This window comes from Nitrincola sp., from assembly GCF_048264025.1.
GTDB lineage: Bacteria > Pseudomonadota > Gammaproteobacteria > Pseudomonadales > Balneatricaceae > Nitrincola.
This window is the reverse complement of record NZ_JBLXDN010000002.1, coordinates 25533-51009: the sequence shown is the minus strand read 5'-3', so window position 1 is coordinate 51009 and position 25477 is coordinate 25533. Positions and strand designations below refer to the sequence as shown.

Sequence of the window (25477 nt, the reverse complement as noted above, 5' to 3'; positions counted from 1 at the left end):
GTTCAGCCTTTAAACTATACGCATTAGCCGGAATTATTTTTTAACTGTTATCACAGGAACCTACCCATGAGCTTTGTAAACGTACCTTCAGGCAAAGACCTGCCGAATGATATTTACGTCGTCATCGAGATCCCGGCTGAAAGCTCGCCGGTTAAATACGAAATAGATAAAGACTCTGATGCGGTATTCGTAGACCGTTTCATGGCAGCCCCAATGTTTTACCCAGCCAACTATGGCTACATCAACCACACCTTGGCTGATGACGGCGACGCGCTCGACGTGCTAGTAATTACACCTTACCCGGTTGTTGTAGGCTCTGTAATTCGCTGCCGCCCGGTTGGCATTCTCAACATGACCGATGAAGCCGGTGAAGATGCCAAGTTGGTTGCCGTGCCACACGAAAAGCTGTCCAAAGCCTATGGCGATATCCAGGATGTTGAAGACCTGCCACAGCTGACCAAAGACCGCATTGCCCACTTTTTCGAAAACTACAAAAAGCTGGAAGTCGGTAAATGGGTCAAGGTTGAAGGCTGGTCTAATGCCGATGCCGCACGCCAGGCCATTATGGACTCCGTTGCCGCTTACGAAGCAGACGCTAAAAAATAAACCTGAATCCTGGCACCACCTCCCTCCTCCCATAGATACTTGCTGGAGAGAGGGAGGGGGAGCTATCAAGCATTAGTCCCGGGCGTGCTTAACCAAGTCTTCAACCACTTCCTGCTCCACGTGAAGATCATCATCGTCCTTATGACTGGCTGGCAGAATCAGGTTCAGCACTATGGCAACAATACCGCATAGACTGACACCCTGCAGACTCATCTCTCCATCACCTAACGCCATACCACCTATACCAAATACCAATACAGTTGCCACGATCACCAGATTACGCTGCTCAGCCATATCCACACGCGCCTTGATCAGTGTATTCATACCCACCGCCGCAATAGAGCCAAACAACAGAATCAATATGCCACCCATGACTGGCGTAGGTATGGTCTGCAACAACATGCCAAATTTGGCCACAAACGCCAGCAATATGGCAAAACCAGCAGCCCATATCATAATGATTGGATTGAATGCCCGTGTCAGCATGACCGCACCTGTCACCTCAGAATAGGTGGTGTTTGGCGGACCACCAAACAGCGCTGCCGCCGAGGTCGCCACACCATCACCAAACAAGGTACGATGCAGGCCCGGTTTTTTTACGTAATCCTTACCTGTCACGTTACTGATTGCGATCATATCGCCTACATGCTCGATAGCTGGAGCAATGGCAACAGGAATCATGAAAAGTATGGCCTGCAAATGAAATTCAGGCATGATAAACGCAGGCATAGCCAGTAGTGGTGCATCCTGCACAGCCGCCAGATCCACCATACCCATTATCCAGGCCGCAATATAACCAACCACCACACCACAGAGTATTGGTAGCAGGCGAAATATGCCGTGTGCAAATACAGCCACCGCGCCGGTCGTCACCAGAGCGGCCATCGCTACGATCATGGCATCCTGATAGGGATAGATCTCGAATGAACCATCCCCCGCTTTACCCATAGCCATATTGACAGCAATCGGCGCTAAACCCAGACCGATAATCATGATCACCGGCCCAGTCACCACCGGTGGCAAAAGGCGGTGCAAAAACCCCACACCTTTAATACGCACCATGGCTGCCAGGCACATATAGGCAATACCGGCGGCAAATAAGGCCCCCATGGTGGCTGGCACACCCCAGGTTTGAACTGAAAACACAATCGGAGCAATAAATACAAAAGACGATGCCAGAAAGATCGGCACGCTGGCGCCGGTAATAAGATGGAAAAGCAAGGTTCCCATACCGGCGGTAAACAGCGCCACACTTGGATCCAGGCCGGTCAATAGCGGCATCAGCACCAAGGCACCAAATGCCACAAACAGCATTTGTGAGCCAGCCAATGCGGTGCGCCAGTGAAAAGGCTTATCTGTACCCGCCGTTGATTCACGCATCGTTGATTCCTTTATAAAGTAGAATATTTCAGACAAAGCCTATGTCAGTTCCTGAGAACGACACTCAGCGATATTTGCCTAATTGCCAAACCAGAGTCACACCTTACCGTGTACCAAAAATCTTATCGCCAGCATCACCCAGCCCAGGAATAATATACCCCTGCTCATTCAGATGAGAATCTACAGCGGCAGTAAAGATATCCACATCCGGATGCGCTGACGTAACCTTCTTGATGCCTTCTGGTGCGGCCACCAACACCAGTGCACGTATACTGCTGCAACCGGCTTTTTTGAGCATGTCGATAGTCGCGATCATCGAGCCACCAGTTGCCAGCATCGGATCGACAATTAACGCCATACGTGAGTCGATATCACTGGCCAGCTTCTCAAAATAGGTAACCGGTTCCAGAGTTTCCTCATCTCGGTATACCCCGACCACGGAGATCTTTGCACTGGGCACCAGCTCCAACACACCATCCAGCATGCCCAGACCGGCACGTAGAATCGGCACTACGGTGATTTTTTTCCCCTTGATACGCTGCACTGTAACCGGACCATTCCAACCCTCAATTTCATAGGGTTCCAGTTCCAGATCCTTGGTGGCCTCATAAGTCAGCAGACAGCCGACCTCAGCAGCCAACTGCCTAAACCCACGGGTACTTTTATCAACAGACCGCATTAACCCCAGCTTATGCTGTACCAATGGATGCTGTATTTCATGCAGACTCATGCCAAACCTCTCGATCTATTCAGTTAATCCAGCCAAAGATAGTTCAATGCCTGCAATTCTTAGGGAAACACCGGCGCATTTCAATCAATTTAGCGGATATCTGCAATAAAGACGGTTGCCCTTTGCTGATCAGATCAGTATTGTTCTGCGTTTATTGACCCCGAATGCTTCAGGGTTTTTAGTCGACATGAAAGAGCCAAACGCATGACACAGTTTGAATTGGACGAAATCAAGCAGGTCTATCAGGAAGCCGATCTGCTGTTTAGTAGTGAACAAGTGGACCAGGCCATCAACCGCATGGCCGAGGCGATCAGTGCTTCGCTGAGTGAGCAGAACCCAGTAGTTTTCTGCGTAATGAATGGTGGGCTAGTGATAACCGGGCAACTGCTAACTCGGTTGAATTTCCCCCTTGAAGCCAGCTATCTGCATGCCACACGTTACCGCAACACCACGTCAGGTCACTCGCTTGAATGGAAAGTCCCTCCCATGTCAGTGTTTCGTGGCCGCCCGGTACTGATTGTTGATGACATTTTGGATGAAGGTCACACCCTGGTTGAAATCATGGATCACTGCCGACGCGAAGGCGCCAGCGCCGTGTACTCGGCGGTATTAATCGACAAACGCCATGACCGCAAGGCCCAGCCTGGGCTAAAGGCCGAATTTACTGGCCTGGAAATTGAAGACCGCTACATCTTCGGCTACGGCATGGATTACAAAGGCTACTGGCGGAATGCCCCCGGCATTTTCGCCGTCAAAGGGTTATAACAGAGGTATAAAAAGCTCAGCCGTGAATCTCCTCATAGAGCGCCAGAAACTCTTGGGTTAGCTTGTGAGTGGGTGCCATGTGAATCAATGGACTGGCCGCATTATGCGATTCTTTCATTTTCACTGAGGAAGAAATGCGTGAGCGCATGACCGGAACCGTTTCATTTTCCAGCTCTTCCACCATACGTCGCGGCAGGGATGCCCGTGGCTGAAACTGATTGACCACTATCCCTTCAACGACTAAATCCGAATTATGATCGGCACGGGTTTCTTCAATATTGTTGAGCAGACTGTATAGCGCCTGTCGCGCAAACTCGTCACAATCAAATGGAATCAGGCAACGCTCAGCACCGGCTAATGCTGACAAGGTAAAGAAGTTGAATGCGGGGGGTGTATCAATATAAATGACATCAAAGCTGTCACGCAGCTCGGTTAAGGCATCACGTAACTTATAAATTTTGTGCTTACTTTCCAGCTTCGATTGCAAATCCGTCAAATCAGGATTGGATGGCAACAGCCAGAGGTTTTCAAACGGCGTTTCATGGACATAATTCATTGCTGGATGCGGCTTCAGTTGAAAGGACAACGTCTGCTCAAAAAAATCGCGCACATCGGTCTGAGGTAAATTGGAGTCATCACCCAACAGGTAATGCGTCGAGTTACACTGAGGATCCAGGTCAATAACCAGCGTTTTCTGCCCCTTAAACGCACTGATAGCCGCCAGATTAACAGCAATACTTGACTTACCTACACCACCTTTCTGATTAAACACCACACGAATCATAACCTATACTCCGATGCGAAACGCCATTTGCTTCTGCCCTGAAAATCCTATCGCACTATGCTACGAATGGCCCTTACCGGTCAACGGTCTGAAAGTCTCAGAGCGATCCTCTCGACATGCCCCTCTAGCTAAATGCGCTTAACTTCGGCTAACTGGCAGCTATCAGACAATTCCACCCGAACAAAATAGACACACTGTCCAATTTCAGGCAAACTACGACTTTTATCGCATGGGGACAGAATACGGCCTGCTTATGGTTAAATTACTGCTTATTAACGGCCCCAATCTAAACCTGCTGGGCACGCGCGAGCCCCACATTTATGGAAGCCAGCGTCTGCAGGATATTGAAACCGCTTTAACCCTTGAAGCGAAACAACTGGGTGCCGAACTTTATTGCTTTCAGAGCAATGCCGAGCATGCGCTGATTGAGCGTATACACCAGGCCCGTGATGAGAAGATAGACTTTATTCTGATCAACCCAGCCGCCTATACACATACCAGCATTGCGCTGCGGGATGCGTTGGCAGGCGTTGCTATTCCATTTATTGAAATACATCTGTCCAATGTTCACGCCCGAGAGCCCTTCCGGCATCATTCCTATCTGTCGGATTTGGCTCGAGGGGTTATCTGTGGACTTGGCACAGATGGCTATCGTTTTGCCCTTCAAGCTGCACTGAACAGCTTGAAGCTTTAACTAATTTTTACCGTCACTCCCAACCAGAGAAGCGAAAAGAATGGATATTCGTAAAGTTAAAAAGCTCATTGAGCTGCTTGAAGAATCAAACATTAACGAAATTGAAATCAAAGAAGGCGAAGAGTCTGTTCGCATAAGTCGTGGCGGCACAGTCACCTCAGCCCCGATATATCAGCAGGCACCAATTTATCAGCAGCCGCCAATACAACAAGCACCGGCAGCCGAACCTGAAAAAGCGGCTGAAGCCGCCCCTCGTGGTCATGTGGTTCGCTCACCGATGGTCGGAACCTTCTACTCATCACCTTCACCCAGCTCACCCGCATTTGCCGAGGTAGGTAAGTCTATCAAAGTGGGTGATGTGATCTGCATCGTTGAAGCGATGAAGATGATGAACCAGATTGAATCCGACAAGGCCGGTGTCATCGAAGCCATACTGGTCGAAGACGGACAGCCGGTTGAGTATGATCAGCCCCTGTTTACCATTGTCTGATCAAATATACTGACGCAAGGATCTTTTCAAGATGCTGGAAAAAGTGCTGATTGCAAACCGTGGTGAAATAGCACTGCGTATTCTGCGGGCATGCAAGGAGCTGGGTATTCGCACCGTTGCCGTGCATTCGCAGCCTGACCGGGACCTGATGCATGTACGACTGGCTGATGAAGCCGTTTGTATTGGTCCGGCGCCTTCTAACAAAAGCTACCTGAATATTCCTGCACTTATCAGTGCAGCCGAAGTGACGGACAGTATTGGCATTCATCCAGGTTATGGTTTTCTGGCTGAAAGTGCCGCCTTTGCTGAGCAAGTAGAGCGCTCAGGCTTTACCTTTATCGGCCCGACAGCCGATGTTATTCGCCTGATGGGCGACAAGGTCTCCGCTATTGCAGCGATGAAAAAGGCCGGTGTACCCACCGTACCTGGATCTGACGGCCCACTCCCTGATGACAGCACAGAGCTCTACGCTATCGCTGAGCGCATAGGCTATCCGGTGATAGTTAAAGCCGCTGCCGGTGGTGGTGGTCGTGGTATGCGCGTGGTTCACTCGGAAGCCAGCTTGCTGAATGCCATTCATGTGACCCGCTCTGAAGCGGGCGCTGCTTTTGGTGATGACACCCTGTATATGGAGAAATTTCTGGAAAACCCACGCCATGTGGAAATCCAGGTTCTCGCCGATGGACAAGGCAATGCAGTGCATCTATATGACCGAGACTGCTCTATGCAGCGCCGCCACCAGAAGGTTGTCGAAGAAGCACCGGCTCCCATGATCGATGAGCAAGCCCGTCAAAAAGTCTTCAAGTCCTGCGTAGACGCCTGTCTACACATAGGCTACCGTGGCGCGGGAACCTTTGAGTTCCTCTACGAAGATGGCAACTTCTATTTCATCGAAATGAACACCCGCGTTCAGGTAGAGCATCCGGTGACGGAGATGGTAACGGGTATCGACATCGTCAAGGAGCAGTTGAAGATTGCCTCTGGCATACCGCTGTCATTCAAACAGGAAGACATTCAGCTTCGCGGGCACGCGTTTGAATGCCGTATCAATGCAGAGGATCCGAAAACCTTCCTGCCCTGCCCTGGCAAGATTTCGCATTTTCATGCACCAGGTGGTAATGGTATTCGTGTTGATTCACACCTGTATGACGGCTATACCGTACCGCCTCACTACGATTCACTGATCGCCAAACTGATCAGCTATGGCGAAGACCGCACTATCGCACTGAAACGTATGCAGAACGCACTGGATGAAACCATGATTGATGGAATACGTACAAACATTCCACTGCACATGGAAATTGTCCGCGATGCCAACTTTGCCAAAGGCGGTGTTAACATTCACTACTTGGAGAAAAAGCTCGGACTGTAACGTCCGGCCTACTCTTCTGAAAGCCCGCTGTTGCGGGCTTTTGTTTCAGGAAACTACACTATGTCATGGCTGCAGATTACCATCCCCACCTCGCCCGATCAGGCCGAACTATTTGAAGACCTGCTACTGGAAGCTGGCTGTGCCGCCGTAACCTTTCAGGATGCCGAAGACAACCCGATTTTCGAGCCAGATCTGGGCACTACGCCGTTATGGCAGTCCACCGTAGTCACTGGTCTTTTTTCCGCTGAGTATGATCTGGAATCCACTCTTGCCTATATCCGTACAGAACTACGCACACGCATTAGCGGCGCTCAGTCTATCCCGCAGGTAAATGCTGAAATTCTTGAAGACAAAGACTGGGAACGCGCCTGGATGGATACCTACCACCCCATGCGTTTTGGTCAGCGTCTATGGGTCTGCCCCAGCTGGCGTGATGTGCCTGATCCAACTGCCGTAAACCTGCTGCTGGACCCTGGACTGGCCTTCGGCACTGGCACCCACCCAACCACGGCGCTATGCCTGGAATGGCTGGATGCTCAAGCGCTGGAGGGGCTTCAGGTGATAGATTACGGCTGCGGTTCCGGCATTCTGGGTATTGCAGCACTCTTATTGGGGGCCGAGTCAGTCGTTGCCGTTGATATCGATCAGCAGGCGCTGACCGCCACCCGCGACAATCTGTCTCGAAACCAGCTTTCAGATGCCAAACTGACCGCTTATCTACCTGAACAGGTTCCGCCACTCCAGGCAGAGCTACTGATTGCCAACATACTGGCAGGTCCTCTGGTTCAACTCAAACCGGTTTTTGCCGCGCTACTCAAACCGGGTGGCAAGCTACTGTTATCCGGCCTGCTGCAGCATCAGGCTAGCGAAATTCAGGCGGCCTATGCCGATAGTTTCATCGTGGATGAACCCGTCGAGAAGGACAACTGGATCCGCATCACAGCCATACGTCGGTAACCTGCGATGAAAAAACTGGTCGCACAATGCCCCACCTGCCAGACACGCTACAGTGTCTCCCAAGGACAACTAAAGGTTGCCAAGGGCCGGGTCAGATGCGGCCAGTGTTTAACTGTTTTCAGTGCAGTCAACCCGACAGAGCCATCGGCAGTACCGGCAGTACCGGCAGCACCACCCACACCACCGCCAGAAAACCTCAAACCCAAAACTGATCCACTGACTTTGCTCCGGCAAATGCCGTTGGATCCGCCAGAACTCAGCCCTGCAACCAGGCTACCGGCACCCTCACAAAAACTCGCTATGACTGGATCCTTTCTGGCATTACTGCTATTGGCTGGCCAGTATCTCTGGTTTGAACGTGCCAAGCTGGCACAGGAGCCGCTACTCGTTCCACTCTATAGTATGCTTTGCGAACAACTGGACTGTACTTTACCCAGTCATCACAGCCTAGCCTGGTTACAGACATCACACTTGCTGGTACGCAGCCAGGCAGAGCAGCCAGACGTCCTGGAAGTATTAACCGGGCTGACCAATACCAGCCCACTCCCAGTGCCACTGCCCGTGATGCGATTACAGTTTACCGATGCCAGTGGGCGCATAGTGGCCGCCAGTGATTTTCAACCCGAGGCTTACCTTCCAGGCGATGCGACGACCCGACTGCAGCCAGGACAACGGCAGACATTTCGTCTGTTGCTTCAGCGTCCTGCCGCTGGATATTTAGGCTATGAACTGGATTGGCTCCCGGTCGCGGCTCGCTGAACTTAGCAACAGATCAAAAAATCATCAGATTCGACTTGGAGCACCCGCACTTAAGGGGTATCATTGTCCCCCTTCCGAGAAACTACCCTGTTACGGCACGCAAGTGTCGGATGTTATCTGACCCATTAAGGTATTGCATGTTCCGGATCGGCCCCTACAGCATTAACAGCAAGGTGATCCTGGCTCCCATGGCAGGGATTACTGACCGGCCCTATCGACAGCTATGTCGTCGGCTAGGTGCAGGCATGACTGTATCCGAAATGGTCATATCCGATACCGCTTTCTGGAAAACACGCAAATCAGCCTATCGCCTGGATCATACCGGTGAAATAGCCCCGCGCTCTGTTCAAATTGCTGGGGCCGATCCGGTTATGATGGCTGAGGCCGCTCGGATGAATGCGGCGCGTGGAGCCCAGATTATCGATATCAATATGGGATGCCCGGCAAAGAAAGTTTGTAACCGGGCCGCAGGTTCTGCACTGATGCGTGAACCTGAACTGGTGAAAAACATTCTTGAAGCTGTGGTAAAGGCTGTCGATCTGCCGGTTACGCTGAAAATGCGCACTGGCTGGTGCCACGACAGCCGCAATGCGGTAGAACTGGCCCGGATGGCTCAAGCTGTAGGCATTCAAGCACTGGCCGTACATGGCCGGACGCGTACCGATGGCTATCGAGGTGAAGCCGAATACGACACACTTGCGCGTATTCGTGATGTCATTGAGATACCCCTGTTTGCCAATGGCGACATCAACTCTCCGGAGAAAGCCAAAGGCGTGCTGGAAAAAACCGGTGCCAACGCCGTTATGATCGGACGTGCTGCTCAAGGGCGCCCCTGGCTGTTTCGGGAGATTAGCCACTATCTGCAAACTGGTCAGTTATTGCCATCAGCCAGCCTGAATGAGATCAGTAAAATCATGCAGCAACATTTGCAGGAACTACACCTTTTTTATGGTGAGCTACTGGGTGTAAGAATCTCCCGCAAACATATAGGCTGGTACATGCAACACTTCGAGCAGGGACAGGCTTTTCGGAAGCACTTTAATACAATCGAATCAGCAGAACTCCAGAGCAGTACCTTGGCCGAGTTTTTAGCGGCCCAGTGTCGCACTGCTGCCTGACATCAGGATAAGCTTATGAACGCAATGGATAACAAAGTTGTGAAAAACGCCGCTCTCACACAGCAGACAACACCTCCTCAAACACTGCGTGACAATGTGCACCAGTCTATGATCAGCTACTTCAAGCAGCTTGATGGGCAACCGGTTACTGATGTGTACCAAATGGTGCTGTCAGAAATTGAAGCACCGCTGTTTGAGAGTGTTATGAACTACACTAAAGATAACCAGACCAAAGCGTCTGAATTGCTCGGTCTGAACCGTGGCACCCTGCGAAAGAAATTGAAACAGTACGGTCTCCTGTAATTTTCGAACCCACAATCTGGTCTGAATAAACTTATGTCACAGCTCCCTGTCACCCAAGTTCGCCGTGCGCTGATCAGCGTATCTGATAAAACTGGTATTACCGAATTTGCCAAAGCGCTTAGCGATAGAGGTGTAGAAATTCTGTCCACTGGCGGCACCTACAAACTGCTGCGTGAGCATCAAATTCCAGCCATTGAAGTGTCTGATCACACCGGCTTTCCAGAAATGATGGATGGACGCGTCAAGACCCTGCATCCAAAAATTCACGGTGGTATTTTGGGACGCCGTGGTCAGGACGACGCCATTATGGCGGAGCATGCCATCGCACCGATTGATATGGTTGTCGTCAACCTCTACCCGTTTGCAGAAACCATCGCGCGTCCAGATTGTGATCTGGCCATGGCCATAGAGAATATTGATATTGGTGGCCCAACCATGGTGCGTTCCGCGGCTAAAAACCACAAGGATGTGGCCATAGTTGTTAATGCAGATGATTATGACAGCATCATTCACGAGCTGGATGCGTCTCAAGGACTGACCCATGCCACCCGCTTTGACCTCGCTATCAAAGCCTTCGAACACACCGCTGCCTACGATGGCATGATCGCCAACTACCTGGGTACCGTCATTGAAGGCGATGAACTGGAACCGGCCAATTTCCCACGCACGTTCAACACCCAGTTCATCAAAGCACAAGAAATGCGCTATGGCGAAAACCCACATCAGAAGGCCGCCTTCTATGTCGAGGCCAACCCATCTGAGCCCTCTGTTGCCACAGCACGTCAGGTGCAGGGTAAAGCTCTGTCTTACAACAATGTTGCTGACACAGATGCGGCGCTGGAATGCGTCAAACCCTTCCGTGAGCCAGCCTGCGTAATTGTAAAACACGCCAATCCTTGTGGCGTGGCGATCGGTGACAATCTGCTGGAAGCCTATAACCGCGCCTTTCAGACCGACCCGACATCCGCCTTCGGTGGTATCATCGCCTTTAACCGCGAACTGGATGGCAAAACGGCACAGGCCATCGTGGATCGTCAGTTTGTTGAAGTTATTATTGCCCCAACAGTCAGCGCAGAAGCGTCAGAGATAGTCGCTGCCAAGCCGAATGTGCGCTTGTTGGAATGCGGTGAATGGAGTGAACAACGTAGTGCAGCCTTCGACTACAAACGCGTCAACGGAGGCTTGCTAATTCAGGACCGTGATATCGGCATGATCGATGTATCACAACTGAAAATTGTCACTGAACGTCAACCTTCCGAACAAGAGATCCGTGATCTGTTGTTCTGCTGGGAAGTGGCTAAATTCGTCAAGTCCAATGCCATCGTCTATGCTCGTGACGGACAGACCATCGGCATAGGGGCTGGCCAGATGAGCCGCGTTTATTCAGCCCGCATCGCCGCCATTAAAGCGGCGGATGAAGCACTCGAAGTCAAAGGCTCAGTCATGGCTTCAGATGCCTTCTTCCCCTTCCGCGATGGCATAGACTCAGCCGCAGAAGCTGGCATCACCGCGGTGATACAACCGGGTGGTTCTATGCGTGATCAAGAAGTGATCGATGCCGCCAATGAGCACGGCATGGCGATGGTCTTTACAGGTATGCGCCATTTCCGTCATTAATCCGGTTCAGGAGACAAGATGAAGGTATTAATTATAGGCTCAGGTGGGCGCGAACATGCCCTGGCCTGGGCAGTTGCTCAAGACGCTAACGTACAGCAGGTTTTTGTAGCGCCAGGCAATGCTGGCGGTGCCACAGAAGCCAAGGTCAGCAATATTGATCTACAGGCCATGGATACCCAAGGCCTGATCGATTTCGCTCACGCCAACCAGGTAGACCTGACTATCGTCGGGCCAGAAGCACCGCTGGTTGCTGGCGTTGTCGATCAGTTCCAGGCCGCTGGGCTGAAAATTTTCGGTCCCAGTGCCGCCGCGGCTCAACTGGAAGGCTCCAAAGCGTTCACCAAAGACTTCCTGGCGCGACAGAACATTCCTACCGGGTCCTACAGCAACTTTACTGAAGTAGAACCAGCGCTGGCTTACCTGCGCCAGCAGGGTGCACCTATCGTCATCAAGGCCGATGGACTGGCGGCAGGCAAAGGTGTGATCGTCGCCATGACTCTGGATGAAGCGGAAGCCGCGGTCAAGGACATGCTGGCAGGCAATGCCTTTGGTGATGCTGGGCACCGAGTTGTCATCGAAGAGTTTCTGGAAGGCGAAGAAGCCTCTTTTATTGTCATGGTCGATGGTGAACATGTTCTGCCTATGGCCACCAGCCAGGATCACAAGCGTGTAGGGGATGCGGATACCGGCCCGAACACCGGCGGCATGGGTGCTTATTCACCGGCGCCTGTGGTAACAGCTGAGATACATGAACGCATTATGCGTGAAGTGATTATGCCTACCGTCAAAGGTATGGCGGCTGAAGGCAATCCCTATACCGGCTTTCTCTATGCTGGCCTGATGATCAGCCCAGCTGGCGAGCCCAAGGTCATCGAATACAACTGCCGCTTTGGTGATCCGGAAACCCAACCGATCATGATGCGCCTTAAAACCAGTCTGGCAGAGCTCTGTCTGGCGGCGCTGGATCAGCGACTTGATCAGGTCACCGCTGAGTGGGATGACCGCCCTGCCGTGGGTATTGTGATGGCGGCTGGCGGTTACCCAGGCGACTATCGCAAAGGCGACGAAATCGAACTGCCCACAGCCGAGACTACTGACTGTAAAATTTTCCATGCTGGCACCGCATTGAAAGGTGATCAGGTGGTGACGGCGGGTGGCCGGGTGCTCTGCGTTACCGCCCTTGGAGACAGTGTCGGTGATGCGCAGCAACGTGCCTATCAGACGGTACATCAAGTCCGCTGGCAAGACGCCTTCTACCGTCATGATATCGGCTATCGCGCCATAGCCCGTGAGCAACTGGACTAGCCTGCAGGAGAAGATGATGGACTGTTTATTTTGTAAAATCGTCAACAATGAAATCCCGGCTGATATTGTTTACCAGGATGATAAGGTCGTGGCCTTTATGGATATCAATCCACAGGCGCCCTTTCACGCCCTGATCATACCGCGCAAGCACATAGCTACGCTCAACGATATAACAGCCGATGACCGTGAAACGGCTGGGCACCTGCTATGGGTCGCTGCAAAGCTGGCCGCCGAACAAGGCTTTGCCGAAGACGGCTACCGTACCGTATTTAACTGCAACAGCCATGCAGGACAAACGGTCTACCACATTCACCTGCACCTTCTCGGGGGCAAACCGCTCGGATGGCCACCCTATCAGGACACATTGAAAGTTAACCTTAACAACTGAAGTGACTCTTATGCTGCAGTGCGTCATAATGACTATAAGTCTGCTATTATGACGCACAGTGACTAACCAAGGAGTCAGACAATGACTGAGAAGAATCCATCCGCTAACTTGCGTAAAGAACGCCCGCCAGTGCATGATCAACTGGAGTTTTTCATCGAGCAGGCTCGCCAGGCAACCCCTATACGCACCGCCGTTGTCCATCCGGTTGACCACAACAGCTTAATGGGTGCTATAGAAGCGGCTGAGCAGGGCCTGATTGAGCCGTTATTGGTTGGCCCAGAGCACAAAATTCGCGCCGCCGCTGAAGCTGAAGGCATTGACCTTTCCCCATACGAAATCGTCAGTACCGAGCATAGCCATGAAGCGGCTGAACGCGCCTGTGGACTGGTCCGTAGTGCAGAAGCCGTTGCACTGATGAAAGGCAGCTTAGGCACGTCCGAACTGCTGGCCGCGATTATCCACAAAACCAAAGGCATACGCACCGAACGCCGCCTCAGTCACGTGTGGGTATTCGATATCCCGAATTATCATAAGCCCCTGGTTATCACCGATGCCGCCATCAACGTTGCACCGGACCTGCTGACTAAACGTGACATCGTGCAGAATGCGATCAATTTCTGTCACTCACTGGGCATTCACAAACCCAAAGTGGCCATTCTAGCCGCCGTCGAGAAAGTCAAACCCGCCATGCAAAGCACCATTGATGCGGCGGCACTGTGCAAGATGGCAGATCGACGCCAGATTACCGGCGCCATTCTGGATGGACCTCTGGCGTTTGATAACGCCATATCCTTACAAGCGGCGATCGACAAACACATAGACTCTCCCGTCTCCGGCGAAGCCGATATTCTGCTGGCACCTGACCTGGAATCTGCGAACATGATTGCCAAACAGCTGATCTATCTGGCGGGCGCCAAATCCGCTGGGCTTGCCGTGGGTGCCAAAGTGCCGATCATACTCACCAGTCGCGCCGAAGGTACGCTGGGACGTTTAGCCTCCTGTGCTATGGCTTCCCATATGGTTCACCACCCAGAACAGGACGCCTGAAATGAAAACGCTGCTGACCGTTAACGGTGGATCATCCAGTCTGAAATGTGGTCTTTATCAGGTTTGCCAGGAGGGTCTGAAAAATCTTTGTGTGGTCAAACTCGGTAACCTGCTAGGTGACGGTGTTCGCTTTAGTGCGACCGATGCCCAGGGAAGCCCACTGGATACACGAACCCTGGATATGGGCGACTGTGGACGGGAGCAGCGCCATCAAGCCGCACTCAATGAAGTGCTTAACTGGCTGCATAAGCAATATCAGGGTCATGAGCTGGTCGCGACAGGGCACCGAATCGTGCACGGCGGCAATGATTTCAGCAAACCGGTATTGATGACCGATGAAGTCAGCAGTCAACTGCTGCAATTTATTCCACTCGCACCCCTGCATCAGCCTTACAACCTGAAGCTGATAGAAGCAATCAAAAATCTGCTGCCAGAGTTACCGGCTGTGGGCTGCTTTGATACTATGTTTCATGCCAGTCAATCGCGCCTGGAACGTCTCTATGCCATTCCTAAGCATTTAACCGACGAAGGCGTGATCAAATATGGCTTTCATGGGCTGTCTTATGAATTTATTCTGCATCAACTGCGTCAAATGGATAGCAGCCAGCTGAAAACAGTTGTGTGTCACCTGGGGGCCGGTGCCAGCATGTGTGCTATCAGCGATGAAAAATCCGTGGCATCCAGTATGGGCTTTACCGCTGTAGAAGGCCTACCCATGGGCAGCCGATGCGGTAATATAGATCCAGGTGTCATACTCTATTTGATGCGCGAATACGCCATGGATATCGATGCCATTGAGAAGCTACTCTACAAAGAGAGTGGTTGGTTTGGGGTATCCGGCGGTATCAGCTCCGACATGCTGGAGCTGCACAAGGCGGGACATCCAGATGCCGAAGAAGCTATCGACCTGTTTTGTCTGAGAATTGCTGAAGAAGCCGGACGCCTTGCTGCGGCCATGGGTGGCATTGAGCAGATCGTATTTACCGGTGGTGTTGGCGAAAATGATGCCATTGTACGCAGCCGTGTTATTGAGCGTTGCCGCTGGCTCGGTGCCGAGTTGGACAGCGAGGCCAATCAGAAAAATGCCCTCATCATCAACACCGACAGTTCAACGCTGGCATTGCGGGTCATTCCCACGGATGAAGAGATGATGATCGCCATGCATACGCTCAGCAAGATCAACTAGCCTTCTGCTCACAGCTTAAGCCAGGTCCGGCACATGCCGGACCGCTTAGACAACGCATTAAGCAGTTCAGAGACTGCGCTGACGTACTATCTCGAACAAGCACACTCCAGTTGCCACCGACACATTCAGACTGCTGATGCTGCCCAGCATCGGAATCTTGATCAACTGATCACAATGTTCCCGGGTCAGACGACGCATCCCCTTACCTTCAGCCCCCATCACCAGCGCGGCCGCCCCTTTCAGATTAGCCTCAAATAAGGTCTGCTGTGCTTCCCCAGCCGTACCCGTGATCCATACGCCAGCCTGTTGCAATGCCTGCAGGGTGCGCGACAGGTTCGTCACCTGTATGTAAGGTACGATCTCGGCGGCACCGCAGGCCACCTTACTGACGGTAGCATTCAATGGCGCTGACTTATCTTTCGGTGCAATCACCGCCAGCACACCGGCCGCTTCGGCTGTACGCAGACAGGCACCCAGATTGTGTGGATCTGTGACCCCATCCAGCACAAGAAACAGAGGGTTTTCCGGCAGTTGAGCAAGCAACTTCTGCAGATCAGACTCATCACCAGCGCTGATCGCTTTACAGTCCGCCACTACACCCTGATGAACCCCATCTACCATTCCATCCAGTCGTTTCCGTGCACTGCGCTGAACAGTAACACCCGCTGCTTCGGCCTGTTCCAGCAAACGGTTCAGACGATCATCGTCACGACCTTCTTGAACAAACAATACTTTGATGCGCACCGGATCACGCTGCAACACGGAACTGACGGCATGAAGCCCAAACACTCGCTCTGAGGACATGAAAACCCAACCCTTGTAAATAAACGCTGATTTTAACAGAAATTACCGCTGAGGTTGCAGTTGCCGAATGAAACTGGAGACGTTGCCACAGGCCCGAGCTTGAAAAGCCTGATCTTAGCGTTAATACTAAAGCCCATCGCCTTATCATTTGACTTAAGGAGCACAGAATATGGGTTTTGCACTCTCAAGCATCCAACTGACCAGCAGCGCCTTCCCACTGGCTGGCCAGATCCCCAGCAAACATACCGGTGAGGGAGAAAATGTCTCACCCGCACTGAGCTGGAACTCTGTCCCTGAAGGCACCCAGGCCTTTGCCTTGATCTGCCATGACCCAGACGCTCCCTTAGTCAAGCTGGGTAGCTACGGCTTTGTGCATTGGGTGCTCTATAATCTGCCCGCCGAGCTGTACAGCCTGGTTGAAGGCAGCACCGAAGGTACCGCCGGGATCAATGATTATGGTAAAAGCGGTTATGCTGGTCCAATGCCGCCCGAAGGACATGGTGTACACCACTACTATTTCTGGATTCTGGCACTGGATCGTCAGTTGGATCTTCCACCTGGATTGAGCATGGCGGAATTACTGGAAAAAACCGAGCCCTATTTGCTCGGTGCCAATCGGTTAGTCGGTACTTACCAGCGCGATTGACTTAACTCGCTAATGAACTCCGTGCGAGACAACCTCGGAACCTTCACGTACCAGGGTGCAGCCGCCTTTGCGCAACCGATTGTTAAAGCTAGCACCATCGATACCTATACAGACGTTTGGATAGATTATCCCATTGACTGTCACTTTGGCATCGTCGTTTGACTGTTTTCTGGCGCTCAATTGCACCTGTATGGCCTTGATCCGCTCAGCTTTCTGCTCATAAGAGGTTAGTGTAGTTTTGATCTTAAGGCACATCTGTTCATTGATTGATGCTTTTGGCTCTGGATTTTCAGCAGACTTGAGCACTTTTTCCAATTTTTCGCAGTTCTTCAGGCAGTTTTTATGCTCCGCCTGTAATTGCTCTTCCAGCTTGCGTTTGCAATTGACTCTACCGACTCTCACTACCGTCGGGACATTCGCATCACTCCCCAGGCCGTTGACAATAATTTCGGTGCGGGCCAGGGTTTTACCACCGATGATGCAGCCTTTACTCCCCGGTTGGGTCAGATAAACGCCGCCTTTGGCTGACAGGTGGCTTTGCAATACAAACTCACGAATAAGGATATCGCCATTGGCACGAAGATAAGCAAGATTAGCGTATTTAGCACTGATATTGCCGCCCGCTCTGATACGCGCCTTGAGAATCAACTGGTTGTTATGGTCACGCCCAAGATCCTCCCCTGCCACGCCGCCAACAATGGTGAGATTCCGACCGGCAACTACCGTAGCTTTTTCAACCATACCGCCAATAAAGACATTACCGGTCGCCTGGAGTGAAAAGCCGCTGGTAACATCACCCTTCACTTCAACTGAGCCATCAAAATCTATATTGCCACTCTCCAGATTAATCGTATCGATCCTTAAGGTCGGATCAACCACAACCCCATTCTCAATCAGGATCGGATGACCTTTTACCGCTGCAATTAATAGATCCGGATTATTCGGGTCAATAATCGCACCCTCTGCACCAGCATTAAATTCCAGTTCACAACCTGGTTCAGTGGGAAGCTTTTCACCCAGCACGGTTAAACCCAGCACGCCTGGCGTGGGTGGCAAGCGCTGCATCAGAGCCTCTCCCTCTTCAACCACAGTAAAATTCTGCACCTGATGAAAGTCGACCTGATCCTCATCTGAGTAGCCTGCAAGCAGGTTCTTGCAATCCTCAACCAGCACTTCAAACCGGCTATCCAATCCAGGCTCCGGCTCAATACCACGTGCCACACAAAGACGCTCAGCCTGACCAGCCTCCAGTACCTGCTCCAGTGCGGCTTGATCCACACAGCTTTCATCTATTCCCTGCGTTTGCAGCTCTTCAAACACCCACTCACGGGTTATTTTCTTACCCCCATAAGCTGGCACCACCGTGAGATAAACAGCCATTTTATTGGGTTTGATCACCCATTTCAGCTCAGCATCACGTCGATTGGCTATCACCTTACTGCCATCTTTACCCTGATTGGCCTGAAGGATCAATTCATGCATAACCGTTTTGGACGTATAAAACTCACCATATCCCTGTGCTTGCAACAGCGCCTCAAGCATGGGCAAGTCTATTTTATGAGCAGTCGGGGAGGGCTCCAGTGTCGCCAGTACAGACTGGGTATCTGGATCGAAAGTGAGCAGAACTGCTGAAACCAGAGACTGATTTTCAGCAGCATTATCCATAGGAGGTTCCGCTGCTAATGAAGTCATAGGGCCTTCGTCATTATTTTAGTGGTTAAAAAAAGACCAATTCAAACAGACATAATGATTAACTTATAGCATAAAAACTGACAAACAAGAAAAAATTCAAACAATGGCAGCCAACACCGGTGTCGGTTAAATTATTAACAACCACGTACTTTCACAGAAAAGCTATATTAATCAGCGAGGATCGACTCGGCCTTATTCCCCCCAGGCGAATACTACTTATTCTAAATATCCTACATTTTCAGCAAGACCCCTACACCTTTCAACATCATGTTTGACTATATACCTGGCCTAGCTGGGCAACGGCCCATGCCATTTGGGCAGCCGTATCTGCGCTAAAACCCAGTATCAACCCCTGTTGCTGTGTCAATGAGTCATAGGCCGATAAAGGGCGGACTCCAATACCGGCATTATTGAGCTGCTGACACAAAGGTTGATCCAGGCGGTCCGGTGGTAACGCCTGTACCAGGTGCATCCCTCCACCCGCATCGATCATCGGTAATTCCGATAAGGGAGAAGCTGATATCAACGCCATCAATGCATCTCGACGTTGCTGATACAGCTGGCGCATCTTTTTCAAATGCCGACTGTAATAGCCTTCAGCCATGAATTGACCCAGTGCATGCTGGGGCAGGCGTGTCAGCCCCCCGTCCTGGTATCCACGCAGCTTAAGCATGCCAGGCACCAAAGCCTGGGGTAGTACTAGATACCCCAGGCGTAAGGACGGAAACATGGTGCGGCTGAAGGTACCGGTATAAATAACACGCTGCTCCCTGCTTAACGCATATAAGGCCGTGATTGGCTGTCCAGTCGCAAATTCGCAGTCAAAATCATCTTCAATAATCCAGCAGCGTTGCTGTTCAGCCCAGTTAAGCAGCGCTAAACGCGCCGTTAAGGTCAAAGTATGCCCCAAAGGAAAGTTACGTGATGGCGTCACGCACAAACATTTTGCCACCAGCCCACTAGGTAGCCCTTGCTGCAAAGACTGCCAGCTAATGAACTCTACCTTAGCTCCGGCGGCACGCATTACCGCCGCCGTACCAGGATAGCCTGGGGACTCTACTAAGGCTGTATCGTCTGAGCCCAGCAGCAACTCAGCCACTAAATGCAGGGCTTGCTGCGAACCTGAGGTAATCAGCAATTGTGATGCATCCACCTGAATACCACGGCGCATAGCCAGATACTTAACCAGTTCATCGCGCAACAACGGCTCACCTGCCAGCGGGCTGTGCTGCAGCAGAGGCCGAGAAGTAGACTGATTCAGGCAGCGCTTCCACTGCGGCAAGGGAAAAGCATCTAACGCCGGTAGCGCAGGCTGCAAACGCTGAGAAACCCGTGTTTCCGGTATGCGGAAGGCTTGCAGCGCATGCAGACGATGATTCAAGTCAGGTAGAGCCTGTTGCGGATAGACATCAGGATCAGCCACGGGGGCATGACGCAACAGATGGGCAGGCAACTCAACAACAAAACTGCCTGCACCCTGACGCGCTTCAATATAACCTTCAGCCTGAAGCAACTCGTAGGCTTCCTTCACGGTATTACGGGACAAGCCCAGTTGACGGGCAAGATCCCGTGTAGCGGGCAGCTGTTCACTACTTTTCAGCTCATCGGCGAGTATGGCCTGCTGTAACCAGACAAACACTTGGCGATAGCGTGGCAGACTTGGATCAGCCATAGGATTGAAAGGTGTTCGCGGTAGACGCATCAAAATTGGACCTATAAATTTGCTATAAATTGGATCTTTTACAATCCATTTTAGCCCTCTACACTGGCTTTTATCCACAGTGAAGGAAATGACTATGAGCGAATACCCGATCAATGAGCGAAACCGTGTTATCCGTGGTCCCAAGCGGGCCAATTATGATCAGGCCGTTATTCATGCCATTATTGATGAAGCCCTGGTGTGTCATCTTGCCTGCGGCGATGAGCAGACATCTTATATCCAACCCACTCTGCACTGGCGTATAGGCGAAACTCTGTATGTACACGGTTCTGCTAAAAACGGGCTGTTCCAACGGCTGATGAACGGGGCGGAAGGCAGCATTGCCATTACCTTGTTGGATGGGATAGTGTTTGCGCGCTCAGCCTTTCACCATTCGGTGAACTACCGTAGCGTTATTCTGTATGGTAAAGCCAGATTGGTGACCGATGAACAGGAGAAATGTGCGGCACTGGATGCGCTGATGGAGAAATTCCATACAGGTCGCTCAAAAGAAGCACGTCCTGCCAATGCCACTGAACTGAAAGCCACCAGTGTATTAGCGTTTACGCTAAGCAACATTGCCGCCAAAGTCAGAACCGGCGGGCCAGTGGATGATCCAGAGGATATGCAACTTCCGGTTTGGGCAGGTGTTCAACCGATACAGCTGCAACTGGGCGAAATTATCTACGAATAATCAGTTTACTGGCAGGCTGTGGCAGAGGAGACTAGACGCCAAGATCACAATCAGGGTTTTGGCCAGGCCATATCGGTATGACTGAAATAACATTACAGCTGGACGATACACCTATAGTCACCTTATCCGCCCATACGGAAAAGAGTCTCTTTGACACGCTGACCGATGCAGATATTTTGCTGCGCAAAGCCTGTATAAACGGCGCCTGTGGTGTCTGCCGCTGTCGATTGGTATCTGGCACTATCGATTATCGGGGGCGTCACCCCTATGGGCTCAATGACGGCGAGCAGGCTGGTGGCTGGATACTGCCCTGCATCGCCTTCCCGAAAACAGACCTGAAGCTGATGCAGCTTAAACGCCAGGAACCCAAATGATCTACTCCGAACACGTTAATCTCTAACAGTAAACTTGAAACGCCTATCGGTACCGATCACGCTCGGCATACCAGCGTTTCTTATCTTCGTACATGCGTTCATCGGCACGCTTTAGTACGTCTTCCGGCGGAACCTGATCAGAGCGCGCCAGACCAATGCTGAGTTCAATACGCACATCCATCGCAGCACCTTGATCGGTTGGCAAAGACACCTTCTGCCCCTTGACGCAGTGATCAATACGCTTCATCAAGGCTCTGGCACCTTGACCCGTTTCATCTCGACAGAGGATGACAAACTCATCACCACCAAATCGAAACAGACGATCATGCTCTCTACAGGTGGCACGTAGTGCATCGACAACACGGCAAATCAACTGATCACCCGCTATGTGCCCGTACTGATCGTTGATCGATTTAAGGCCAATCAGATCAATCAAAATAACAGCAAAATGTGCATCCACATTGTCGCGTAGCCTCGCCTGAGCGGCCGCGATTTCTTGTTCCAGCCGACCACGGTTATAGATGCCAGTCAGTGCATCCCGCTCGGCCGCTGATTTCAACTCAAGGGAAAGCAACTTATTGGCAATCGTGGTACTGAGTTGCTTTAGTAACAGCCTCATCGATTGCCGTTCTTCCTCCGGTAGCTTCCGTCCATGAATCAGTAACAACCCTTGAAAACGATCCACTCGCTGCTTCAACGGAAACACAAAACTATTATCATCCTGATCAGCGATGCTGACGAATTGCCCTTTAGGTAAATACTCGCACACGCGCGACAACTGGCAACGCAATAGGGCGCGTTGTTCCTCGTCCAGATCTGAGGTATAGGCGGCAAAGTGCAGGGTATCAGACTCGTCAGGATCCTTGAGTACAAAACCAAAAGATTGATTCGGATAGAGTCCTTGCAACACCTTCAAGGCCTCATCGACCAAATGCTCCAGCGTTTCGGACTGATCACCCAGATCGGTCAGTTTGAGCATGGTTAAAAAAATGACATTCTTCTTTTCGGCATCAGTTTTAGTACGAAACAGCCGCTGGTTCTGTATAGAAAACACCCAGGCAACTCCAAAAATATAGATCTGCAGTGAAATCATAGTAAGAATTTCGATACCCAGCGGGGCCTCGGGTGACCAATTTACCCCAAATAACCAGGCTCCGACTAACAGGCCCAATCCATAACAGGCGGCGGCTCGCATGAACTGGGTGATGCCACCGGTCATGGTGTTGTTGAGAATAACAGCGGCCAGTAAGGTAAAGCTGACCCAGCCGGAAAATTCGATTGCAACCGTCCATAGCGCCAGCATAAAAGCATCGAACAGCATAGCAGGAACTTCGATACCCTTACGTGACTCGCGTAAACGGTCGAACCAATACACACAATGGGGGTACAGCAGAAAGTAGACAGCCGCAAGGACATAGAGTCCGGCGGACCAGTCGCGAACATAAGTCAGCCAGGAAATGGCAACAAAAATCGCACCGAACCCGAGAACTCGGGGCGTGTAATTGATGCGCGTTAACCGGGGCATGCGTTTACGGCGCAAATCTCTAGCAACCGTAGTCAGCGTTCTATCTCCTAATTATTAATTTTTGGAGTCTTTGGAGCATAATCCCCCTATTCGGAATAGGCAAATCCTCCTTCCTGTCAAGGAACAGGTGAAAGATGCTTTCACCTCACTTTTAAGCCTGTTTTTTAACCGATAGCGTCGCAATCGGGCTTTACGCATCCTTTGGCATAACAATGTTCAACTTCTTAATCCGCCGGTATACGGTGGGACGCGACACACTCAATTGTTTGGCAACCGCTGATATATTCCAACGCTGCTGTCGCAGCAGATTCAGCAGAATTTGTTGTTCAGAAGATTGTGAGTAGCTGTCGGTAATGTCTGATTGGGAAAGCTCGTAAGGCGTTTGCATTGGGAAAGAAAAAACCGGCCGCTCAGGTTGATGTGTTGTAATTTCTTTAGGCAAGTGGTGTACGGTGATTTCGCCAGCTTCGCTGATGGCTTCTGCAAAGGTCAACACATTAGCAAGCTGCCTGATATTACCAGGCCATGCATAAGCGAGTAAGGCGCTCACCGCATCGGCTCTTAGCCGGATATTGGGGTTAATCTGCTGTAGCAAGGCTTGGATAAGGTACTGCTTGTCGGCACGTGCTCTCAGTGTAGGCAGTGTTAGTGTTGCTCCATTTAAACGATAGAATAAATCTTCGCGAAAGCGGCCCTCTGCAACAAGTTTCTGAATATTACAGTGGGTCGCCGCCAACACTCTAATGTCCAGATCAATAGGTGTTACTGCACCCAAGGGTAACACCTGCCCTTCTGCCAAGACGCGCAGCAAACGAGTTTGCAGATGTAAGGGCATATCGCCAATTTCATCTAAAAAGAGTGTGCCACCGTTTGCTTGCTGGATGATCCCTTTTGCACCTTTTGCACGCCCCCCAGTAAAGGCACCCGGTACATATCCAAATAACTCACTTTCTATCAAAGAGTCAGGAATAGCGGCACAATTGACAGCCATAAACGCACTGTCGGCTCGATGGCTCGTGGCATGAATCGCCTGTGCCAACACCTCCTTACCCGTGCCTGTTTCGCCGAGAATAAGCAAGCTCACATTTTTATTACGTAAGCGTTTTGCCAAACCTAGAGTTTGGCGCATGGTGGGATCATCGGCACATAAACGGTCTAATGCAGGAACTGGCTCAGCTTGCTGCGTAACGCTGGGGGTCATGAAGAACCGACTCGCTGTAGGCGACTTCGGCTCAATAAGTGTGCCGTACAAGGTTTGCTGAGTACCCTCTACCCGGAAAGCGCGCGTGCCATCATGACAAGCATTAATGGATAAAATGTCTTGCCATTGGCACTCAAGCAGCTCAGGTAATGAAAGCTTTGGCAGATCAATTTTGTTGAGTTGCATGAGTAAGTCCCGTGCGGCGGAGTTAGCTGCCAGCACCACACCTTGTTCATCCAGAGCAAACAGCAATTGTCCGCTTACTTGTACAAGTTCTCGGGATTGATCACACTTAAACACTAAGTGATGACGATAACGCCTTAGAAAATAGACGTCTTCAATTAAGCGCGCATAGAGCTGGGTCAGGTGCAAGGCAAAATTCTGGCTCTCAGGTGTGCGGGATGAATTTAGAGCAGAGATATCCAGAACCGCAAGCAGCTGACCCGACGGGTCTTTTATCGGAGCGGCGGTACAAGTTAAGCTAATGTGCGAACTATCAAAATGATCAACCCGATGGCAGGTAAGCGCTTGCTGCTCCTGGATGCACGTACCCACTGCCGAGGTGCCTGCGTATTGCTCACTCCAGTCGGCGCCCAAGTAGAGTCCCGCCTTATGCAAGCGCTCATCACGCTTATCCCCCAGAAACTGAACAGTGATACCACGATAATCACTTAATAACAGGACATAACCCAAGCTGGCTACCTGAGCATACAACTGTTCTACACCTGCTCGCGCCACATTCAAGAACTCATCGACTGAATCTTGATGCTCGCGCAAGGTTTGCTGCGTGACAATGCGTGCAGGTCTCGGTTGGCAAGGATCTAAACCATATTCACTCAAACAGCGCTTCCACGAACGGCCAATGAGTTCATGTATGGGCGCATAGCGCCTAGGTGCGGATTGATGCCCACCATAGCTAAGTATTGTGTCTATATGACGACGCTGGCTTAAGTTATGCATGTTTTTCCTTGGTCCGCGACTGTTATTTTTATTGCACGGCACTCCCGAGTTTACTCTGTAAAAGACTGGCTTTCTATCTTTCTATATAGGGCTGATGTGATCGCGTTACACCTGTAAAGCTGAGCTTGGTTTCACGTTACAGTTGTGACTAGAACAGGTTACAACTGTAAAAAAACCTGTAGCAATTCCTCAGCCAATCGCCGCCACACTCTGCGCAATAAATATAAAATATTATTTAAATTCAATTACATAAAAACGAAAACCCTTGCAGCACCGCGCTTTGGCACGCTTACTGCTCTATCTCTGTTATCAACATTGCCCTGTGATGCTCCTGCCCCATGAGCAATGCTGGTGTTAACGCAGTAACAAAAACAATAGTCT

At 51.1% G+C, this 25477-nt stretch carries 25 protein-coding genes; 17 read left to right on the top strand and 8 right to left on the bottom strand.

The window, feature by feature from the left end; genetic code table 11:
* The first annotated feature begins 66 nt into the window (after positions 1 to 66).
* Positions 67 to 606 carry an inorganic diphosphatase gene (ppa, locus tag ACN0R1_RS02350; protein ID WP_417579537.1) on the top strand — a complete coding sequence of 180 codons (540 nt, stop codon included), beginning with the start codon at positions 67 to 69 and terminating at the stop codon, positions 604 to 606.
* Between the two features lie 72 nt (positions 607 to 678).
* Here the strand turns inward: ppa and ACN0R1_RS02345 are convergent, their stop codons facing one another.
* Entirely contained in the window at positions 679 to 1986 is a 1308-nt protein-coding gene (locus ACN0R1_RS02345; protein ID WP_417579535.1) for a uracil-xanthine permease family protein, read from the bottom strand.
* 103 nt (positions 1987 to 2089) lie between these two features.
* Positions 2090 to 2716, bottom strand: a complete 627-nt coding sequence (gene upp, locus ACN0R1_RS02340) for a uracil phosphoribosyltransferase (RefSeq protein WP_417579533.1) — start codon at positions 2714 to 2716, stop codon at positions 2090 to 2092.
* Positions 2717 to 2920: 204 nt separating this feature from the next.
* On the opposite strand from upp, the gene ACN0R1_RS02335 reads away from it, so the two are divergent.
* Complete coding sequence (locus tag ACN0R1_RS02335) at positions 2921 to 3481, top strand: hypoxanthine-guanine phosphoribosyltransferase (protein WP_417579531.1); 561 nt, start codon at positions 2921 to 2923, stop codon at positions 3479 to 3481.
* A 16-nt stretch (positions 3482 to 3497) separates the two neighbouring features.
* On the opposite strand, the gene ACN0R1_RS02330 is transcribed toward ACN0R1_RS02335, so the two are convergent.
* The gene (locus tag ACN0R1_RS02330; RefSeq protein ID WP_417579529.1) at positions 3498 to 4265 is read right to left on the bottom strand and encodes a ParA family protein; all 768 of its coding nucleotides are present in this window, start codon (positions 4263 to 4265) and stop codon (positions 3498 to 3500) included.
* Positions 4266 to 4518: 253 nt separating this feature from the next.
* Here ACN0R1_RS02330 and aroQ point away from each other — a divergent pair, with 253 nt between their 5' ends.
* The 12 genes from aroQ to ACN0R1_RS02270 all read left to right on the top strand — a co-directional run bounded on the left by aroQ (position 4519) and on the right by ACN0R1_RS02270 (position 15501).
* Positions 4519 to 4959 carry a type II 3-dehydroquinate dehydratase gene (gene aroQ / locus ACN0R1_RS02325; RefSeq protein ID WP_417579527.1) on the top strand — a complete coding sequence of 147 codons (441 nt, stop codon included), beginning with the start codon at positions 4519 to 4521 and terminating at the stop codon, positions 4957 to 4959.
* A 40-nt stretch (positions 4960 to 4999) separates the two neighbouring features.
* Entirely contained in the window at positions 5000 to 5449 is a 450-nt protein-coding gene (accB, locus tag ACN0R1_RS02320) for an acetyl-CoA carboxylase biotin carboxyl carrier protein (protein WP_417579525.1), read from the top strand.
* A 31-nt stretch (positions 5450 to 5480) separates the two neighbouring features.
* Positions 5481 to 6821: an acetyl-CoA carboxylase biotin carboxylase subunit gene (gene accC / locus ACN0R1_RS02315; RefSeq protein ID WP_417579523.1), complete on the top strand. Its 1341-nt coding sequence runs from the start codon at positions 5481 to 5483 to the stop codon at positions 6819 to 6821.
* 60 nt (positions 6822 to 6881) lie between these two features.
* A complete protein-coding gene (gene prmA, locus ACN0R1_RS02310) occupies positions 6882 to 7778 on the top strand; it encodes a 50S ribosomal protein L11 methyltransferase (protein WP_417579521.1) in 897 nt (298 codons plus the stop codon).
* A 6-nt stretch (positions 7779 to 7784) separates the two neighbouring features.
* Positions 7785 to 8537: a zinc-ribbon and DUF3426 domain-containing protein gene (locus ACN0R1_RS02305; RefSeq protein WP_417579519.1), complete on the top strand. Its 753-nt coding sequence runs from the start codon at positions 7785 to 7787 to the stop codon at positions 8535 to 8537.
* 137 nt (positions 8538 to 8674) lie between these two features.
* A complete protein-coding gene (dusB, locus tag ACN0R1_RS02300) occupies positions 8675 to 9655 on the top strand; it encodes a tRNA dihydrouridine synthase DusB (protein WP_417579517.1) in 981 nt (326 codons plus the stop codon).
* Between the two features lie 24 nt (positions 9656 to 9679).
* A complete protein-coding gene (gene fis / locus ACN0R1_RS02295; protein WP_417579956.1) occupies positions 9680 to 9958 on the top strand; it encodes a DNA-binding transcriptional regulator Fis in 279 nt (92 codons plus the stop codon).
* 33 nt (positions 9959 to 9991) lie between these two features.
* Entirely contained in the window at positions 9992 to 11575 is a 1584-nt protein-coding gene (purH, locus tag ACN0R1_RS02290; RefSeq protein WP_417579515.1) for a bifunctional phosphoribosylaminoimidazolecarboxamide formyltransferase/IMP cyclohydrolase, read from the top strand.
* Positions 11576 to 11593: 18 nt separating this feature from the next.
* Positions 11594 to 12880: a phosphoribosylamine--glycine ligase gene (gene purD / locus ACN0R1_RS02285; protein WP_417579513.1), complete on the top strand. Its 1287-nt coding sequence runs from the start codon at positions 11594 to 11596 to the stop codon at positions 12878 to 12880.
* A 16-nt stretch (positions 12881 to 12896) separates the two neighbouring features.
* Positions 12897 to 13268 (top strand): histidine triad nucleotide-binding protein, encoded by a 372-nt coding sequence (locus tag ACN0R1_RS02280; protein WP_417579511.1) that lies wholly within the window; start codon positions 12897 to 12899, stop codon positions 13266 to 13268.
* A gap of 81 nt (positions 13269 to 13349) precedes the next feature.
* A complete protein-coding gene (locus ACN0R1_RS02275; protein WP_417579509.1) occupies positions 13350 to 14315 on the top strand; it encodes a bifunctional enoyl-CoA hydratase/phosphate acetyltransferase in 966 nt (321 codons plus the stop codon).
* A 1-nt stretch (position 14316) separates the two neighbouring features.
* Positions 14317 to 15501 carry an acetate/propionate family kinase gene (locus tag ACN0R1_RS02270; protein WP_417579507.1) on the top strand — a complete coding sequence of 395 codons (1185 nt, stop codon included), beginning with the start codon at positions 14317 to 14319 and terminating at the stop codon, positions 15499 to 15501.
* 66 nt (positions 15502 to 15567) lie between these two features.
* On the opposite strand, the gene rlmB is transcribed toward ACN0R1_RS02270, so the two are convergent.
* On the bottom strand, positions 15568 to 16305 hold the full coding sequence (gene rlmB / locus ACN0R1_RS02265) for a 23S rRNA (guanosine(2251)-2'-O)-methyltransferase RlmB (protein WP_417579505.1): 738 nt from the start codon (positions 16303 to 16305) through the stop codon (positions 15568 to 15570).
* Between the two features lie 169 nt (positions 16306 to 16474).
* On the opposite strand from rlmB, the gene ACN0R1_RS02260 reads away from it, so the two are divergent.
* Positions 16475 to 16951: a YbhB/YbcL family Raf kinase inhibitor-like protein gene (locus tag ACN0R1_RS02260; protein ID WP_417579503.1), complete on the top strand. Its 477-nt coding sequence runs from the start codon at positions 16475 to 16477 to the stop codon at positions 16949 to 16951.
* Positions 16952 to 16960: 9 nt separating this feature from the next.
* Here ACN0R1_RS02260 and ACN0R1_RS02255 read toward each other — a convergent pair whose 3' ends face one another.
* Complete coding sequence (locus ACN0R1_RS02255; RefSeq protein ID WP_417579501.1) at positions 16961 to 18616, bottom strand: DUF342 domain-containing protein; 1656 nt, start codon at positions 18614 to 18616, stop codon at positions 16961 to 16963.
* A 292-nt stretch (positions 18617 to 18908) separates the two neighbouring features.
* A complete protein-coding gene (locus ACN0R1_RS02250) occupies positions 18909 to 20345 on the bottom strand; it encodes a PLP-dependent aminotransferase family protein (RefSeq protein WP_417579499.1) in 1437 nt (478 codons plus the stop codon).
* A gap of 94 nt (positions 20346 to 20439) precedes the next feature.
* Between ACN0R1_RS02250 and ACN0R1_RS02245 the strand changes: the two genes are divergently transcribed.
* Together ACN0R1_RS02245 and ACN0R1_RS02240 are read left to right on the top strand one after the other, a co-directional pair.
* Complete coding sequence (locus ACN0R1_RS02245) at positions 20440 to 21036, top strand: pyridoxamine 5'-phosphate oxidase family protein (RefSeq protein WP_417579497.1); 597 nt, start codon at positions 20440 to 20442, stop codon at positions 21034 to 21036.
* A 77-nt stretch (positions 21037 to 21113) separates the two neighbouring features.
* On the top strand, positions 21114 to 21410 hold the full coding sequence (locus tag ACN0R1_RS02240) for a 2Fe-2S iron-sulfur cluster-binding protein (RefSeq protein ID WP_417579495.1): 297 nt from the start codon (positions 21114 to 21116) through the stop codon (positions 21408 to 21410).
* Positions 21411 to 21453: 43 nt separating this feature from the next.
* Here ACN0R1_RS02240 and ACN0R1_RS02235 read toward each other — a convergent pair whose 3' ends face one another.
* Positions 21454 to 22950 carry a diguanylate cyclase domain-containing protein gene (locus ACN0R1_RS02235; protein WP_417579493.1) on the bottom strand — a complete coding sequence of 499 codons (1497 nt, stop codon included), beginning with the start codon at positions 22948 to 22950 and terminating at the stop codon, positions 21454 to 21456.
* Positions 22951 to 23125: 175 nt separating this feature from the next.
* Positions 23126 to 25096: a sigma-54-dependent Fis family transcriptional regulator gene (locus ACN0R1_RS02230; RefSeq protein WP_417579491.1), complete on the bottom strand. Its 1971-nt coding sequence runs from the start codon at positions 25094 to 25096 to the stop codon at positions 23126 to 23128.
* Positions 25097 to 25477: the final 381 nt, after the last annotated feature.

Bases quoted from the DNA above. Each gene is read 5' to 3' on its own strand.
- ppa (WP_417579537.1), top strand. From the start codon at position 67: ATGAGCTTTGTAAACGTACCTTCAGGCAAAGACCTGCCGAATGATATT.
- ACN0R1_RS02345 (WP_417579535.1), bottom strand. From the start codon at position 1,986: ATGCGTGAATCAACGGCGGGTACAGATAAGCCTTTTCACTGGCGCACC.
- upp (WP_417579533.1), bottom strand. From the start codon at position 2,716: ATGAGTCTGCATGAAATACAGCATCCATTGGTACAGCATAAGCTGGGG.
- ACN0R1_RS02335 (WP_417579531.1), top strand. From the start codon at position 2,921: ATGACACAGTTTGAATTGGACGAAATCAAGCAGGTCTATCAGGAAGCC.
- ACN0R1_RS02330 (WP_417579529.1), bottom strand. From the start codon at position 4,265: ATGATTCGTGTGGTGTTTAATCAGAAAGGTGGTGTAGGTAAGTCAAGT.
- aroQ (WP_417579527.1), top strand. From the start codon at position 4,519: ATGGTTAAATTACTGCTTATTAACGGCCCCAATCTAAACCTGCTGGGC.
- accB (WP_417579525.1), top strand. From the start codon at position 5,000: ATGGATATTCGTAAAGTTAAAAAGCTCATTGAGCTGCTTGAAGAATCA.
- accC (WP_417579523.1), top strand. From the start codon at position 5,481: ATGCTGGAAAAAGTGCTGATTGCAAACCGTGGTGAAATAGCACTGCGT.
- prmA (WP_417579521.1), top strand. From the start codon at position 6,882: ATGTCATGGCTGCAGATTACCATCCCCACCTCGCCCGATCAGGCCGAA.
- ACN0R1_RS02305 (WP_417579519.1), top strand. From the start codon at position 7,785: ATGAAAAAACTGGTCGCACAATGCCCCACCTGCCAGACACGCTACAGT.
- dusB (WP_417579517.1), top strand. From the start codon at position 8,675: ATGTTCCGGATCGGCCCCTACAGCATTAACAGCAAGGTGATCCTGGCT.
- fis (WP_417579956.1), top strand. From the start codon at position 9,680: ATGGATAACAAAGTTGTGAAAAACGCCGCTCTCACACAGCAGACAACA.
- purH (WP_417579515.1), top strand. From the start codon at position 9,992: ATGTCACAGCTCCCTGTCACCCAAGTTCGCCGTGCGCTGATCAGCGTA.
- purD (WP_417579513.1), top strand. From the start codon at position 11,594: ATGAAGGTATTAATTATAGGCTCAGGTGGGCGCGAACATGCCCTGGCC.
- ACN0R1_RS02280 (WP_417579511.1), top strand. From the start codon at position 12,897: ATGGACTGTTTATTTTGTAAAATCGTCAACAATGAAATCCCGGCTGAT.
- ACN0R1_RS02275 (WP_417579509.1), top strand. From the start codon at position 13,350: ATGACTGAGAAGAATCCATCCGCTAACTTGCGTAAAGAACGCCCGCCA.
- ACN0R1_RS02270 (WP_417579507.1), top strand. From the start codon at position 14,317: ATGAAAACGCTGCTGACCGTTAACGGTGGATCATCCAGTCTGAAATGT.
- rlmB (WP_417579505.1), bottom strand. From the start codon at position 16,305: ATGTCCTCAGAGCGAGTGTTTGGGCTTCATGCCGTCAGTTCCGTGTTG.
- ACN0R1_RS02260 (WP_417579503.1), top strand. From the start codon at position 16,475: ATGGGTTTTGCACTCTCAAGCATCCAACTGACCAGCAGCGCCTTCCCA.
- ACN0R1_RS02255 (WP_417579501.1), bottom strand. From the start codon at position 18,616: ATGGATAATGCTGCTGAAAATCAGTCTCTGGTTTCAGCAGTTCTGCTC.
- ACN0R1_RS02250 (WP_417579499.1), bottom strand. From the start codon at position 20,345: ATGCGTCTACCGCGAACACCTTTCAATCCTATGGCTGATCCAAGTCTG.
- ACN0R1_RS02245 (WP_417579497.1), top strand. From the start codon at position 20,440: ATGAGCGAATACCCGATCAATGAGCGAAACCGTGTTATCCGTGGTCCC.
- ACN0R1_RS02240 (WP_417579495.1), top strand. From the start codon at position 21,114: ATGACTGAAATAACATTACAGCTGGACGATACACCTATAGTCACCTTA.
- ACN0R1_RS02230 (WP_417579491.1), bottom strand. From the start codon at position 25,096: ATGCATAACTTAAGCCAGCGTCGTCATATAGACACAATACTTAGCTAT.